The sequence below is a fragment of the Enterococcus sp. DIV1083b genome (assembly GCF_051713705.1).
Lineage (GTDB): Bacteria > Bacillota > Bacilli > Lactobacillales > Enterococcaceae > Enterococcus_D > Enterococcus_D casseliflavus.
The window spans coordinates 368,245-384,791 of record NZ_JBIOQJ010000001.1 but is presented as its reverse complement, the minus strand read 5'-3'; the positions used below and the strand labels follow the sequence as shown (position 1 = coordinate 384,791).

Sequence of the window (16,547 nt, the reverse complement as noted above, 5' to 3'; positions counted from 1 at the left end):
TTATTCACCCTCCTTATCATCAGCGCATCTTCTGATGATGTTTCTACGACGCTGAACGGTCCAACAACTTATGGGCGCCCAGCAGACATCCACTAATTATAAATAAAATAACAAATAAAAGAAACCAATTTTTCATTGATTGTTGTTTCCATACCGTTTCTTGTTTTTCAACCATCACTTTTGCTGCTTTCGGCGTGCTGATTGTCGCCGCTGGTTTTTGTGGGTGATCGGCAGTTGCCTGCTCAACAGGAATTGCTGTCAGCACGTACCGTTCTTCTGTTCGAGTAGGCGTAGGACAAGTGATCAAGGTCAATTTTGGTGTCTGTTCTTCCTCTAGCACCGACAAGTCCGACTCGTCTACGATTTTTTTATCCGTGATGATATACTGTTGGCTCTCCTCGAGATAGGTCACTGATACTTCCATCCCCACCTGTGCTTCTAGCAACTGACCAAATAACAAACTTTGTCTGCCAAGATGATGCCCTAAAACCACAAAATTGCTATTTTTCAACGAACGTTCGGGAAACATCACGACGCCGCCTCTCAGCAGCTGTTGATTCGTTAGTCCCACCAACGGCGGCTGCTGGAAATCGATCGCCTCGATTGCGACAAAGCCGTACCCAGTGATCGTTGTCGGCTGAGGCGCCAATACATCTGACAGAGCTGGCATTTGGATCGTTTCTTCTTCTGGAATCGTTGCCGGCAGCTGCGTGGCTATCGTCAATTGCGTGGTGCGTAATTGCCAACTGACGATGCTTTCTTTTAGAAAAGGCAGTGCCAGCAAAAGAATACCTACGATGATCAACCCATCGATCAAGCATTTCTCAAAGTGCTCACGCTTCATCCGTTTCATTTTTTTTCTTTCGTCGGTACCATAAAAGCAGCAGCAAGGCGAGTAGTAGCAACAGTCCGCCGATCAAGAAATAAAGCCATGTGTAATCTGTTTCGATCGTCACATCCTTCTTATTAAGATCACGTGCGACCTCTCCAGTCACTGTAAATTCTTTTTCGAAGGTCCATTTATAGAGATAGCTTTCTTCTTCGCCTTCTTCATTTTCAATTTTGTATTGCCCTTCATCGCTTTTTCCACCATAAGCAACGGAAGTCAACACGTAGGTCCCTGCTTCTAAACGTTGTCCTTCTAAAGAGATTGGGTACGAGAAGTTGGAATTAGGTGCCATTTGCATTCGTGAGGTATCCGAAGAATACATGACGTCGCTATCACCTTTTTTCTTCACTTCATTGATCAGGCGTAATGAATTCAAGTAAGCTGCTTCAGGATTTTGAAGGGTGACATTGATAGTATTTCGGGCGTTGACTTGACCTGGTCCAACATCCAGCAGTTTTAGATCCGGTGAAACTTCTGTTGTGTTTTGTCGCAGTAAAATCGCAACGACATAGGCATACTCATTCTTGATAGCTAACCCTTGCTCTTCTTCACTGTCAGCAGTATCGGCTTCCTCTGTCGTCTCTTTTAAGGTCAATCCGCCTGCGATGACCCCTTCAAAGGATTCTGAAGGCATGGTGATCTTTAAGGGCAAGGTGATTTGGGATTGTTTGGGGATCGTGATCTCTTCATCCACTTCAATCAAATCAGCCATATCATAAGGCAAGGTTTCGTCCGCTTCGATGTCATTTTCGCCATATTCCACGACTCCGTTTAAGTTTGTGGTAGCTGAAGCGATCACTGGCGCGATGACGACCTCTTGATCGGTGTCATTACGCAATTGAACTTCAACGGTTTGTACCGTACCCGGCGCCATTTTCAAGTCAAAATAAGTTTTTTCTTTATCGATTTGATTTTCTGGAATTACGGGATTGACGGCAAAGTTAAATTCAGAAGCGGTTCCTATCGTTGGTACAAAAAAGAAAATACTTGCAAATAGGAGCGCCAAAAGCTGGTTGATTTTTTTCATGATGGATGTCCCTTCTTTCTATGTATTCTCCTTAAACCACGAAAGGGTTCAAGGAGAAAGCTGGTACTTATGGGTTTGTTGGTGTGTCTGTCAGTAACCAAGTAAACGTGGTGTTGTATTGGCTGGCATATTTTGTCGTTGAGCCTGGAACTTCCAACTCAATGCTATCCATAGCTGCAGCTAAACTATCGCCCCAGCTCATTAGATAGGTCCCTGCCCCTTCGCCATCTTGGGCACTCATCACTAAGGATTGGGCACCATTTGGATTCAATGTGATCGTTGAACTCACATTTGATGGTTTTGGTGACAAGGAAGGTGTTACTACAGTTCCCTTCGTCAAGCGAATTTGCGCGGCGGACAATTCTTGATCTTCTGCTGTTTTGAACTGACCATTTTGGCGAACATTCAATGTCCAACCGCTCTCTGTTCCCCGATTGTCTGTCACTTGGACAAAATTTGGTCCTTCTTGATTATCACCAACTGAATCCACATATTTTTGGGTTTCCGCATGGTAGATCTCTGTTTTTGAGGTGATTTTTTGCGTACCAAAGTAAAGGCTTGAAGCAAAATCAATCGATAACGGTCCGTTGGTTCCTGGATTTGGTCCATCTGGGTCCGTTGGGTCAACTGGTTTGATCGGATTTTCTGGATCTGGGTCTGTTGGACTGATTGGATTGGTTGGGTCTGTATTTGGTTCAAAAGTGATCTGTCCGTTTGAATTGTATTCTGCGCTGTCCGCTGCTTGTGCCAGCACAGGAGCAGCGAAGCTTAGCCCTAATACTGAGAGAAATGCTAGTGTTTTTTTCATGTCTATACTCCTTATCCTTCCGTTCCTGGTGTATCTGATAATACCCAAGTTAGTGTAGTCGTGTAGCTAACGGCATCTTTTGGTGTGCTGCCGGGTACAGAAAGTGCGACTGCTTTGGTAACATCTGCTTGTACTTCTTGGCCATCCTTATCTATTTCAGTGACCGTCTCAACGCTTCCCCAAGCGTTGACCCATGTTCCAGCACCCGTTTGATTTGCTGCGGTCATCACCACTGATTCAGCACCTGCTGCATCCAATGTGATCGTCGCTTCTGCCACTGGAGCAGTAACGCCGATCGCATTTGATTTAACGGCAGGACTTGTTAGGGTAATGACAGAACCAGTCAATTCTTGATTCAACGTCGATTCGTTTTTGAATTGACCATTTTGCTTCACAGACAACCGCCAACCAGCATTACTACCGCGATTATCCGTTACTTGAACATAATTGGCAGTTTTTAATGTAGAAACTGTGTCATCGTCATTCAAGTACCCTTGTGCTCGTGCATAATAGACTTCGTTTTTATTGGAGATTTTATTGACGCCAAAATCTAAGCTAGAGGCATAATCGATCGATAATGGTCCATTCGTTCCAGGGTTTGGTCCATCTGGATCGGTTGGATCCACAGGATTGACTGGGTTTTCTGGATCTGGATTTTCTGGATTGACTGGGTTCGTCGGATCGGTATTTGGAATAAAATCAACCGCCCCATTTGAGGTGTAAGAAGCCGCTTCAGCTGCTGAAACCTCAGTTGCTGCACTCGCTGCTGCCAATACGGCAAGACTTAAAAAGACCCATGCTGTTTTTTTCATTTCTATTTGACACTCCTTTATCTGTTTTACTGAAAATCAGTGATTTTAATTGCTTTCAGGGACATTCTTTAAATTCCAAGTCAATGTCGTCCGATACTCTTTGGCTAATTTTACGGAACTGCCTGGTACATTTAATTTTACTGCCGTTGACCCTTCCGTTGCATCGTTCCCAAACTTGTAGATCCAAGTGCCCATTCCTTTTCCGACAGGTGCGTTGACCAATGTGATTTCACTATCGGGTACAAAGGTATGATTTGCCGTAACCGTTGGTGCATACTGCATATCGGTGACCGAAGTTGCTGCACCTGAGGCGATCGATAATGAAGCCCCGACTAGTTCTTCGTCATCAGCCGTTTTGAATTGTCCGTTTTGCACAACGCTCAATGACCAGCCTTCTTGCGTTCCTCGTTTATCTGTTACTTGCACATAGTTTGGTCCAGCAGCGCCAGCTGTGAACTCTTGCAGCTGTGCGTAATAATCTTTTGTTTCGGAAGTGATCAGTTGGTTGCCAAATTGAAAGCTTGAAGCAAAATCGATCGATAATGGTCCAGCTGTTCCAGGGTTTGGTCCATCTGGATCGGTTGGATCGACGGGATCCACCGGTTTTTCTGGATCGGTCGGATCAACTGGATTGGTTGGATTCGGGTCCGCTTCAAAAGTGATTGCTCCATTTGAGGTGTATTCAGCGGCATTAACGGTTGTTGGTAACAGAGCAGTGCTCATCAATAGAATGCCTGCCGTCAAGAAAAGTTTTTTCATTTTTTGTTCTCCTTTTGATTAAAATGATTCCTGCTGCCAACAAAACGACAAGACCACTGCTTTGATAGCTATTAAAGTGATCCGACCCTGTTGCCGGCAGAATGTTGTTGCCTTTTTGATTTACTTGTTTATTCCCTTGCTGTTCTTTTACGGGCTCTTCTGGCTCCTCAACTGGTTCTTCATAGACACCGAAAAAGGAAGTAATGCCATTGCTGTCATAGGCACCTGCTTCGGCTGCTGAAACGAGCTGAGGAAACATTAATAGACAGCCAGCAATAATACCGATCATGATTTTTTTCATTTATTTTCCTGCCTTTATGGGTTGCCAGGTGCCGAAACTAGCTGCCAGCTCAAGGTTCCTTGATAGTCCCCGACTTTTTGCTGTTCGACTGGAACGGTAAGCTTGATTCCTTCATTCTGACTTTCGCCCCAGTGCTGGTTCACGACGTATGTGCCATTTTCTGTCAATTCCGTTTCCTCGATGATCATTTCCCCACTGGTTATCATCTGTTCTTGACCGTTTATCACAAAGCGGAAGACATCGGTTAATTGATCTGTCCCATCCGTTAATGGCTGTTGCTCTTTGACCGTCAAGCGCCATGGACTCCGTTCGGACCCTCTCGTATCTTTCACTGCTAGCTCGCCTGTGATCGTTGGCCAATAATCTTGTGTTTCTGTGGCAACTTTCTGCTGCCCAAAATCAAAGTCTGTTGGCACACTGCTTAAAATAAGCTCGCCGGCAACTGCGACATTGACGACTTTTTCTGCCCGTTGACTGCCTGCTTCATAATGGTAAGCCGTTGACACATTTTTCAACAGCTCAGCTTCCGTTGCTTGCTGGATCGCGGCAAAAGCTTGTGGATCGACAGTCGGTGGTACATTTGCCCGATTATCTGCAAAAATCGTGGTTGCTTGGGTATAGTCTGCCAAAGCGGCTTCATCGGCCAGCGCCGTTGCTTCCGGTAAGGTCAAACGGACATCTTTTGCATAGACGGCAAATTGCCGGTCGTCAGAAATGACACTTTCATTTTTGACCACCACCAGATTCACGGTAGTTTCTGCCTGATTCTGATCGTTTTCACCTACTGAGAAAGTGATCGCTTGTTTGCGATAGACCGCTGTTTCTAACGGTTCTTGAATCGCATCTAAGACCTCATCTGTCAGCGTATCCTTAAAGAAAGGACGCCCGCTGGCTTCGAGATAAGTCACGGCTTGTTCTTTTGTCAGCGATTGTGCCTCCTGCTCTGTAAGGATCACATTGCGGGCTTGGACTTCCGCCTTATTTGAGTAGCGGACACTGATATCGTAACTATACTCCCCATCAGGACTCGTCCAATCAACTGGCTCTGAATCTGGTTGTTCCGTCAACTGCTGATCCGTGCTATCCAGCTTGCTGGATTTGATTTGACCCCCATAGACCCATGAACCGGACGTTTGAGTTTCTGGTGTGAACGTCAATGTTGGCAATTCCGTTACCGTGTAGGGAATCAATAAACGCCCTTTTTGCACCTGCGTCCCCGCCTGCTCAGTTCCCCATGCTTGCAAAGTCAGCGGCGTATTGTTCTCTTTGACTGCCGTTACATTGTGACTAATGGCACCGATCCCATTCGCGACTCCGGGTGTTTCGACTTCGTAGTTAATGATCGAACCTGGTATCGCGATACCGTACCCGTTGGCTGCATTGGTCACATCGTTGTCCCCGATAAAGGTTTTCCCAGTCGCTTTTTCGATCCCGCTGAAATTGATTGGTGTGATTGCTGCAGCATTAGCAGCAGTTGGATTTATGGTCAGTACTTGATAGGCACTAACCGCCCCAAACCAAGTTCCTTGACTGTTGACTCGAGAACCTGCATCATTGGTCGTCGTTTTCAGCCACGTTAAGTGATCTTTGTCCGTATCTGGTGTGGCGAAATCTGACAGATTGATTCGCCCCGTTCCCGGCGGCGACTCGATTGTCCCTTTGTCTTCTACCGTTAACTTCGCCCCAGAAATCAAATTCGTTGCGGAAGAAATCCCGATACCAGCATCCTTGGAAAGATGGATGTCACCGAACTGATGATAGGTCGTTGCGTGATTGGCAGCAGTCGCTGAACGGCCATTTTTGATGTCTCCCCCATTGGCCATCAGCTTGATGCCGTTTGTCACATTCAATTCGGTAAAGTTGACGATCCCCAGACCCGTCACAGCGATTGGATCAGTTTGATAAGAAGCTGTCCCATCGACATTTTCACCAAAGTTCATCTTCACTTGATTACTGCTGTTGGCTACGATCGTGTTCGTAAAGTTATCTGACGCGTTTCCGCCTGAGATCCCATTGATACTTTTGGCTCCTTGAAGTCGCATCTCGACATCTCTTAAAATTTGATTGGAAGAAATATTGGAATAATACGTGGTGTATAAATTCCCGATACTTGATCCTTCCGCCTGGATATTCATATAAATTTTGCCACTTCTCGTATTGCTAGCAGTCCGTCCGCCATCACCATAGATCGTTGCCCCATTCAGCGCATCTGACCCCGGCTTTGTGTAAATGTTCAATGTAATCGTATTGGAGCTGTCGGTCCCAACGATATTTGTACTGTTAAACGGATTACCGCCTGAGATGTTCGTTCCAGAAGGAAGGGCAAACTCACCATCGTAATTTCTCAAATCCAATGTCAAACTGGCATTTCCTAATAACCGTCCATTGTTCGTAACACCGCCTGAAAAACCATTAGACCCTGTACGTGGAGTACCTGAGAAGTTTCCGCCAAACACTCGATTATCTGAGTTTCCGTTAATGGTGTGGGAAGAAGCGACACCATAAGAGGCACCGAGTGAGGCATTGATCACCCCATCATAAACCGTTACTGCGACATTGCCGGTCACTAATAAGTCATCCCAGCCGCCACCAGATAAAAACCAGTCTACTTGCCCATTATTTACTGTCGTTCGTCCATCTCCGTAAACACGGCGTCCAGTATAGCCTGTTCCTTCTAGCGTATCGACGATCCCAGAGTTCAAAGTATTGGAAGAATTTCCCTCAATGACACCTGAGAAGGAACCACCGTAGGTCCAGCGAGCAACCGTGTTATTCAAGATCGTTTTGGTATTCCCTTTAATATAGATATCCCAAGCTGTTCCTGGATAACCGCCGCCACCAACGATATCCCATCCAGATGAATAACCTCTCGTTTTATTGCTCGTTGAGTAATCTAGATTTGTCGGTCTGGTGCCTGTGTAAGCAATCCCATCTCCCCCAGGACTACCATCCGAAGTGATCGTACCAACTTCAATCGTCGTATTTCCCTCAACATAGCCGCCTCGACCAGCTGCCGTCGAATAAATCGCACCGTTTGAAAAGGACCCGCTGACTAGATGAGAAGTGATATCGCCATAAACTTTAAAACTTGCCGCTGCTTCTGCCAGTGCTGCTCGTTGCTCAGGAGTATAATTGTCATACGTCGTCGTATTCGAAGCCCCCATTGAACTTTGAGTCAAGGTACTAACGTTGTTTCCCCCACCGCCGTTAAAATCACCAATTCCGCCAACGCTGGCACTCGGTCCCGCTTTCACGGTGTTGACGATGTTTCCTGTGATGGTACCAGTATTCCGGTTGCCACCTTCAAATTCACTCCGTCCAGTGGAATAGCTGCTGGCATCAAGGTTGGTCACGATGGCATCCTTAGAACGGTCAGAGCCGATGTTGCCATAAAATGAACCGCCTACAAACCGATTGGATATACCTGACCAACCGCCAGCACCCGAGATCGTACTGCGGATCGTTCCATTGATGTTGCCATATTGAACGCCACCAGCAAAAGTACTTAAACGGAAGCTTGCATTGGTGGTTTGAATCGTCGTTTCAACATTGCCTGTCACATTGGCTGTATTGGAAGCGTTTGTTCCAAAACCACCGCCATAATAACTACCTAAGGTCCCATTCAAACGATTGATCGTGACACTGGTATTCCCATCAATCGTACCGATATTGGCACCTCCAGCGATCGTACTGATATTACCTACTGTATTATTTACGACAATCGCTGTATTCCCGGTCAACGTACCACCGTTTTGATTCCCCCCATAAATGTTCCAAGTTCCTGAACCTGTCGCATTCAATGTGATTGTTGGGTTTCCCGAAAGGTCGCCATTGTTGCTTCCCCCATAAATCGCAAGACCATTCCCGGTGGACCCACCGTTCAATGAAAGGCTATACCCATTCATGTACATCCTCGTACCACTATAGTTGAGGTTTCGAATCACTACATCAGAACCGAAGTAAATGTCCGTGCCAAGTGCAACTGTGCGACTCCCAGTGGTCAACGTTGTTGCATCTGTGATGGGATCATCACTATGCCCTGTGATGATCAAGCGGCTGACTTTTCCTTGTAGCGCATAAAAAGTCATGTTCGTATTATCGACTGTGGCTGGAATCGTCTTTGAAGTCAGATTCGTTGGCAGTGATAGCGATCCACCCGAGCCAACATACAAAGCAAATTCTTGGCCATTGCCGTTTTGATACATATCAAACAACGCTTGACGAATGCCTTCAGCACTATTGGTGTATTCCGCATATGCTGATCCATCTCCAGCTGGGCTTGGTACAGCGATCACTTTCGTTTTATCGGCTTCTGCAATGATCTCTTTGATCGATTGCTCTGCCAACGAGATGTCCGCCGCTCTTGCCTTAACCGTCGGTTTAAAAACAGCAGTTAAGGTTTGGTTCTCCGTGAGAATCAATTCGGTCAACGCTTGACTTGTATAGACCGTGCCATCTAACGACCAGCCTTCAAAAGCAGTATCATCTTCGAAAACTGGCAACTCACTTTCTTTTAGTGCTTCCCCTTTGTTTTTGCTGATCTGAGTGCGGGTTTCCCCGGTAGCAAATAGATGCTCCGTGTCTGTCAGAAAGGTCACCTGTACTTCTTCTGCAGCTTCCGATGAAGCTTCTGTTTCAGATGAAGCTGTGTCAGTGGCTCCTGTAGACGAATCTGTCGAAGCAGGTTCACTAGATGCTTGCACTTCAGTTTCGTTCGTCTCTTCCAGACTGTCGATCGATGAAACGACAGGGTCAGAAGAAGACATACTTTGTTCTTCACTTGTTTTTGTAACACTTTCGGCTTGTGCCACTACCATTGCATATGAAAAACACGGACCTGATGTTAGTAGAAAAACAAGTAAAGTTGTTAAAAACCGTTTCACTTTATCCCTCCTATCTAAAAAAAATAAACGTATCGCGCAGTGCACGCCCTGTGTTACAACTCTTAGTTTAGCGAGTTGGCGAAAGAGAATTATAATTCTTTTTTTCTTCCATTCAAAATTATGATTATAATTGATTTTTCATAATTCTGATTTTTGTAACTTCCACATCTTAGAGCTATCTGTGACTCATCGATTGAAAAAAAGCGCAAATTATCAGGATGAACCATCGATTGTTTTCAAAAAACTGCTTTTCTCTTTCATAAATCATACAAAAAACGAGGGATAAATCAACACTCATAATTAAATTAAGATGAGAAAAATAAATAAAAAGTTAGAATATTTGACAAAATTCAGCGGCACAAAACTCTTTTCTAACGACCTAAAATAATAAGTTAAAAGAACGCTTCCTATCTTCTGACTGTAGATAATGATAATGTTATAATCAAAAATGAATAAAAAACGTTATTTAAAAATCCCATTGCACATAAAATAACAAAATAAAAATTATTATTTTTTTTATAAATCACTGATTTTGATAAAATAAGTAAAGTTATTTTTGAAATAACGCAAAAAAAGCCTCAAACAGCGTTCTCTGTTTGAGGCTTTTTCAACTCTTTTTTCTTTAATGGATCAATTAAATAAATGATCCGCCATCCACAAAAGTGGTATAAATATGCTCGTCCGCCACTGGATCCCCTTGGATCGATTGTACGATTTTCTCAGCTGCCACCATGCCCCATCGATGTTTCGAATAGGAGATCGTCGCTAAGCGCGGCTGCACAAAAGCGCCTAATTCCGTGTTATCAAACCCGATGATGCGGATCTCTTTTCCGATGCGATAGTCGGTCTCGCGGACATATTTGTAGACACCGATCGCCATCTCATCATTGAAGGCAAAGATATCAATGGGAAACTGGGGATTATTTGCTAAGAGCTGTTTTGCCGCTCGATAACCAGAAGGTTCCGTGAAGTCACCAGGAATGACTTCATAAGGAATACCAAAGCGCGTCAATTCTTTCGTACTGGCTTCCAAGCGCTCCCGACTGTCGTAGCCTTTTTCTGGCCCTGCTAAGAGGAAGACTTTTTGGCTTTGTCCAGCGATCAAGCGATCGATCGCCAGCGCCGCCCCTCCTTTATTGTCTAACAAGACTTGATGGATATTTTCATGAGACAAGACACGGTCTAACACGACGATTTGATGTCCTCGTTGGGCGTATTGCTCGATTTCCTTTGCTGGAAACGTCCAATCCAAAATGATGGCACCGTCCACCATCCGCTCAGGAATAAACAAGTGTGATTTCTTGCCGCTGCAGACGATCATTTCATAGCCGAAAAGTTCCAACCCTTTCTTGATGCCATCTAGCAATTCCCCATAAAAACTTCCGGCATAATCGGCGAGATAAACACCGATGATGTTGGTTTGTCTGCGTTTCAGTGTGCGAGCAGCCATGTTCGGAACATAGTTCAATTCGTTTGCGATCGCTTGAATCCGCGCGCGGGTTTCCTCGGTCACTTTTGGACTGCCATTCAATGCATACGAAACGGTGGATATGGAGACACCCGCTTTTTGGGCAATATCTTTGATTCCTACCATGGCTTCTCCTTTCTTAACGATAAATATCGATCGTATTGGTTTGGTTTTCGTTTAATTTGGCGCAGAGTGCTGCTTTCTTCAGGACAAGCGCACCTTGACGGTAGCGATTTTCCGCAAACTCAGTGGACATTTCTTCCCCGTTGATCAATACTTTCGGCGTACTTGCCGAATGATAGACGATTTCGACCGGCCGATCAAAGAGTCGATACGTCAGTGTCAATCCTGCTAGCTCCGCTGGCAAGACAGGATCAAGTTCAACGTGATCAACAAAGGTCCGAATGCCTAACACATTGCTGATCAACTGATTCATATAGATCCCTGGACCACTAGAATAGATGCGCCAGCCGCCTTTGACGCCGACTGCTGCCTCCTTAAGTTTACCAAAATTTTCTTGGGCTTCAACCCTTGTTTTGAAATCGCCATCAGAACTGCTGAAATACGCATTTGCTTGACGAATCTCCGCGTTTTCGACCCGTTGAGCGATCTGGATCGGATTGATGACCCCAAGCGCTTGCCAAGTCTCTTCTTCTCGACCTAATTTCGCCATCGCTTCGGTAAAGCGGATGTGGGCGTGAACGTACTGCAAACCGATTTCTCGTCCAAAGTTGGCTGCTTGTTCTGCTCGCTTGAAATTGGTGCTGACACCACCCGCATAAGTCGCTGGACGATTCATCAAGCGCACCCCATCTGGAAATTGCAAATGCTCCTTGATGATCGCCACATGATGATCGGCTTGTTCGGGAGATAACAGCTCACCGATCATGCTTTGTTGCATCGGCAGCAAGCGGTATTGGATACCAGTTTTCTTGTCAGTCGGATGGACCATCAGTTCCACGTGCTCGCTATCTTCCATATAGACAAATCCTGGCAACGTGCCATCAGCTAACATGTATTTTTCAAAGTCGTGTTTGATGCCCTTAGACAGTTTTGTTAAATGTTTGGCATACTCTGGGTCAAATGCCTGCAACTGGCTGGCTAATTTTTTCAATACTTCATAGGTCAAGGCAACGGTCCAGCTGCTGGCCATTTGTTTCTTCAACTTACTGTTATTTGGCTGCAAGGTGTCATCCCAATCGCCATCGCCATAACAAGACAGATACGTTCCTTCCAAGAAGTTCGCTTCGATATACGCCACTTCTTTTTTCAAATGATCAAACAATGAAGCTTTGGTCTTGGTTTTCAAGAAGGTCGCGCGATCCGTATAAGGCAGTTCTTTTTCCAAAATCGCGAAATCTTTGGTTTTTTCGAGATAGTCACTAACGACTTTCATTGGCCAGACGATCACATCTCCGTGGCTCTCATCGGCTTTTTGTTTCTCATAGCGGTCAAACATAAACCATTGTGGCCAGTTGCCGTCATCTGCAAATTGATTTTCAAACAAATGCTCGATGATGGACGCCACCATTTCAGGACGATTAAGTGCTAAGAAATACTCAGTCGGTCCTTGGGAAACGTCTCGAGTCCCCCAAGCAGCACCACCGTACTGTTCAAGACCATGAGGAGACAGGTAATGAACAAGCATATTGTGGGTGTACCAACGTGCCAAGTGATTGAAGGATGTAACGTCCGCCTGCGAATGTTTCAATTCAAACTGATTCAACAAATCATCGACAAAGGCCGTATAGGCAGTGTCTTCTTGCTGGCGATCTAACGTTTCGGAAACAAAGGGTTCACCAGTCAGTGTGCCTTGGATCACGAAGGAAACCGTCGCCTGTTCTGCAAAGGTCAATACGGTCGTGCTATCAGCAGCGGCCACATTGAAGATTGCTTCATCGGTCAGTTCAAAAGGTTGAGCTGCATGGAGATAATACGTCAATTCTGGATAAGTTTCCGCAATCGGTGAATCCGCTGTTCCTTTTATGGTGAGCAATTGTTGGTCTCGCGTAACAGTAGCAGTTGGTGCGGCTTCATCGATCCCCATCACAAATTGATTAGTGATGGCCCAGGTGTAGGCACGTCCTGTTTCACTGGTGATGGTGGTTGCGATCGTGCGTCCCTTTGCTTTCGTGAAGGTCGTTACTTGAATGACATCATCCGCTGTTTTGTAGTACCACGTCGCCGAATTCAAGCCCATTTCAAAAGCAGATGGCATCGTTAAAATCCGCCATTGATCGCCGTCTTTCAGGTAGATCCGCTGACCAGAACGTTTGACCAGATTCAATGAGTTGCGGCTATTACTCAACAATTTGTTCATGTTCGTATTGCCTAATACGATTTGGGAGTTAAACATCCCCGTCATGTAAACGGTCGTGCTCAAAATGGGTTGATCAACGATCAACTCTTGTCCGCTCATCAAAATATGCCCATGGGAGCGTTCCATCTGTGCTTCTTTTTCCTTCAACACGACATGGTGATAGTCAGGGGTAAAAAAGGAATAAAGCTGCTTATCAACGATTTCCACTGCTTCTTGCTGCGGGAACCGCTCGTTGATTTCTTCTGTGGAAAATGTCAGCCCTGTGAGTGGTCGACCGAAGTTTTTTCGTGGCTGCGCCGTTGCTTGCAACGAGTCAAAGGACAAGGCTTGATACGTTTCTTTCAGCGTTTCAAGTGCAAACTGCGGTTCATTGACTGCCGTCGCTTGATTGGCTTTGACCGCTGCGTAAAAAACGATTTCTGTAGGCGTCTCACTTACCATCAACCATTGCGTTTGCAGTGCCGTATAGGCAAATTCGTATTGATACACTTCATTGGCTAACGTTTCTTGGCTAAGTGCAGCTGGTTGATTCGTTTCTTTGTAGCTGCGACCGAAAAATTGATAGCCATCCGTTGAGAAGCCTTTTAAGGCTTGGAAGCTGCCCTGTTCCACTAATGGAAATTGACCATTTTGTGGTTGATTTTGGCGCGAAGAAAGCACGATGCGATCCTTATCATGGCTAACATGATGGTCGATATATTGCGAAACATAGGCTTCATTGGATTGAACAGCCCCTTTGGCGGCATTGCCAAGATCTTGTCCGTAAACCAGTTCCGCTTCCCCAGAACCACTCAATTGAACCCGCCAGAACCAGCAATCTTGTGCCAATTGGAAATCAACTTGGTAATCGATGGACTGGTAAGTCCCAGTCCAAGTCAGCTGTTTTTCTGAGTAGGCAAAGGCACTGTTAGCATTTGAACCAATCAAGGGAATAAAGGACAACTCCCCCGCCTCACGCAGACGTAGATAGATTTGATTCAAACTACCATCTAGCGCATTTCCGTTCAACTGATTGATCATCACACCGTGACTTTGGATCTCATATAAATCACCGTTTGGTAAAAACGTCACGGTCGTATTTGCGTTATTCATCACTATTTTTTTCGTCATAGAAACCTTCCTATCTTACCTAACTAATTGCAGGGTTGTTTGTTGGGTGTCTCGGCTGTTCCCACCAATCATGATGTGGAATTTCCCTGGATCACTGCTTACTTGTTGGTTGCTGTGGACATAGCGCAGCAGTTCTTCCGTGATCTCAAATTGAACGGTTGCTGATTCGCTAGCCTCTAGCCAAATTTTCTTAAAGCCTTTCAGTTCTTTCACTGGGCGAACCACTTCACCGACTAAATCGCGAATGTAGCATTGGACCGTTTCCCAGACCGCTGCTGTTCCTTGGTTCGTAACAGTGATGGAAGCCGTAACCGTTTGATCTTTGGTCATAGTCGGCTGATCCAACGTCACCGCAGAATACGCAACTGGGCTATAACTCAAGCCAAACCCAAATGGATATTTGGCATAATTGGAGACATCCAAATATTTTGAGACATATTTTTCATCCGGTGCACTTTCATAAGGACGACCGGTATTGTCAACGTTGTAATACACAGGAACTTGTCCAACGGTTTCTGGGAATGACATGCTCAAGCGACCGCTTGGATTGTATTCTCCCCACAGAATCTGAGCAAGTGCGTTTCCGCCTTCGGTTCCAGGGAACCAAGCCTCGACGATCGCTTTGGCTGCATCCACCCCTTGCAAATCAAGAGGACGACCGTTATAAAGAGTTACGATCAATTGCTCGTTGTATTCTTTCAAGGTTTCAACCAAGGACAATTGGGCTTGCGGCAAACGAATGTCGCTGCGGCTGGCAGCTTCACCGCTCATCCATTCCTGCTCTCCTAGCGCTAGGACCACTTTATCGGCTGCCTTCACTAATTCGATCGCTTCTTGGATCGCCGCTTCAGACGGTGCAAAATAATCAAAGGGCTCTTGACCGATCAACAGATCCGCACCCAAGGCTTGAGCACCCTCCACTAATGTCACTACTTCTTCTTGTTTTCCTTGCCAAGACCAAGCCCCTAATAGATCACGGGAGTGAGCACCTGGGCCCACGATCGCGACTTTTTCGGTTTTCTGCAACGGCAGAACACCTTCATTTTTCAACAACACCATTGATTTCTTTGCGATATCGCTGGCGATCTCTCGGTGTTCTTGAGACAAAACAGTGGCTGCTTCAGCGGCTTCATCAGCGCCGCGGTATGGATTTTCAAATAGCCCCAGCTCATTTTTTAAGGTCAAGATTCTTAGCACCGCTTCATCGACTAAGGCTTCCTCAACGGTGCCTTCTGCGATCAACTCTTTCAAGTTATCGGTGTAGCAAGTCGTCATCATCTCGATATCGACCCCAGCTTTGATGGCTAGTTCAGCGGCATGTTTTTCATCTTCCGCTGCGCCATGAGCGATCACTTCTTTGATTGCTGCCCAGTCAGAGATTACAACGCCTTCAAATCCGAATTCTTCTCGCAAAACATCGCGGAAAAGCCAGCGATTGGCCGTGGCTGGAATGCCGTCCACCGTATTGAAGGAGGTCATCACCAGCTTAGCACCAGCATCAAGGGCTGCTTTATAGCCTGGCAAATAACTTTCTCGCAGTTGGCGTTCTGACATATTGACCGTGTTGTAATCGCGACCACCGATAGCCGCACCGTAAGCCGCAAAATGTTTGACACACGCAGCCACGCGGTTGAAATCCGTTCGCAGATCATCCCCTTGATAGCCTTTGACAAAGGCTTCAGCGAAGCGACTGTTCAAGTAAGGATCTTCCCCCGTCGATTCCATGACACGGCCCCAGCGTGGGTCTCTTACTAAGTCCACCATCGGTGAAAAGGTCACATGCAAGCCAGAAACAGCTGCTTCTTTGGCAGATACTTCCGCCATTTTCTCCGCTGCTGCCAAATCCCATGAACTACCTAATCCTAATGGAATCGGGAAAATCGTCCGAAAGCCGTGAATGATGTCCGCCATCAATATCGTCGGGATATTCAAGCGGTTATTGGCGATATACTCTTTTTGGACGCGGATCGCTTCTTTCGCACCAGAAACACCTAGCGTTGTTCCCGCATTGTTGATGTTTTCTTGTGTCAGTCCTAAGTCGCCCATCGGGCCGGTTTTCTCTTCTGCTTTATCTGAATAAAAAGCCGCTGCCAGTTGCAGCAACTGATCGATTTTTTCATCTAAGGTCATTTCTGAAAGTAGTTCGGTTAATTTCTGCTGTTCCATTTTT

General features: G+C 45.7%; 10 protein-coding genes. All 10 read right to left on the bottom strand.

Translation table 11 applies throughout. The annotated features are described in order from the left end of the window. Positions 1 to 43: 43 nt before the first annotated feature. On the bottom strand, positions 44 to 844 hold the full coding sequence (locus tag IGI69_RS01795) for a class A sortase (protein WP_438741484.1): 801 nt from the start codon (positions 842 to 844) through the stop codon (positions 44 to 46). Beyond that, entirely contained in the window at positions 834 to 1,916 is a 1,083-nt protein-coding gene (locus tag IGI69_RS01790) for a DUF916 and DUF3324 domain-containing protein (protein WP_438739496.1), read from the bottom strand. Before IGI69_RS01790 ends, IGI69_RS01795 begins: the two co-directional genes overlap by 11 nt. A 67-nt stretch (positions 1,917 to 1,983) precedes the next feature. Further along, positions 1,984 to 2,724: a WxL domain-containing protein gene (locus tag IGI69_RS01785; RefSeq protein WP_438739494.1), complete on the bottom strand. Its 741-nt coding sequence runs from the start codon at positions 2,722 to 2,724 to the stop codon at positions 1,984 to 1,986. Positions 2,725 to 2,735: 11 nt separating this feature from the next. Continuing rightward, positions 2,736 to 3,536 carry a WxL domain-containing protein gene (locus IGI69_RS01780; RefSeq protein WP_016609550.1) on the bottom strand — a complete coding sequence of 267 codons (801 nt, stop codon included), beginning with the start codon at positions 3,534 to 3,536 and terminating at the stop codon, positions 2,736 to 2,738. 45 nt (positions 3,537 to 3,581) lie between these two features. Beyond that, a complete protein-coding gene (locus IGI69_RS01775; RefSeq protein ID WP_438739492.1) occupies positions 3,582 to 4,295 on the bottom strand; it encodes a WxL domain-containing protein in 714 nt (237 codons plus the stop codon). After that, entirely contained in the window at positions 4,228 to 4,596 is a 369-nt protein-coding gene (locus tag IGI69_RS01770) for an LPXTG cell wall anchor domain-containing protein (RefSeq protein WP_438739490.1), read from the bottom strand. The genes IGI69_RS01775 and IGI69_RS01770 overlap by 68 nt, the downstream gene beginning before the upstream one ends. A 14-nt stretch (positions 4,597 to 4,610) precedes the next feature. Then, positions 4,611 to 9,479: a hypothetical protein gene (locus tag IGI69_RS01765; protein WP_438739488.1), complete on the bottom strand. Its 4,869-nt coding sequence runs from the start codon at positions 9,477 to 9,479 to the stop codon at positions 4,611 to 4,613. A 634-nt stretch (positions 9,480 to 10,113) separates the two neighbouring features. Then, positions 10,114 to 11,073, bottom strand: a complete 960-nt coding sequence (locus IGI69_RS01760) for a LacI family DNA-binding transcriptional regulator (protein WP_438739486.1) — start codon at positions 11,071 to 11,073, stop codon at positions 10,114 to 10,116. A gap of 13 nt (positions 11,074 to 11,086) precedes the next feature. Further along, positions 11,087 to 14,377 carry a GH36-type glycosyl hydrolase domain-containing protein gene (locus IGI69_RS01755; RefSeq protein WP_438739484.1) on the bottom strand — a complete coding sequence of 1,097 codons (3,291 nt, stop codon included), beginning with the start codon at positions 14,375 to 14,377 and terminating at the stop codon, positions 11,087 to 11,089. Positions 14,378 to 14,392: 15 nt separating this feature from the next. Then, entirely contained in the window at positions 14,393 to 16,543 is a 2,151-nt protein-coding gene (locus IGI69_RS01750; protein ID WP_422704953.1) for a glycoside hydrolase family 3 N-terminal domain-containing protein, read from the bottom strand. Positions 16,544 to 16,547: the final 4 nt, after the last annotated feature.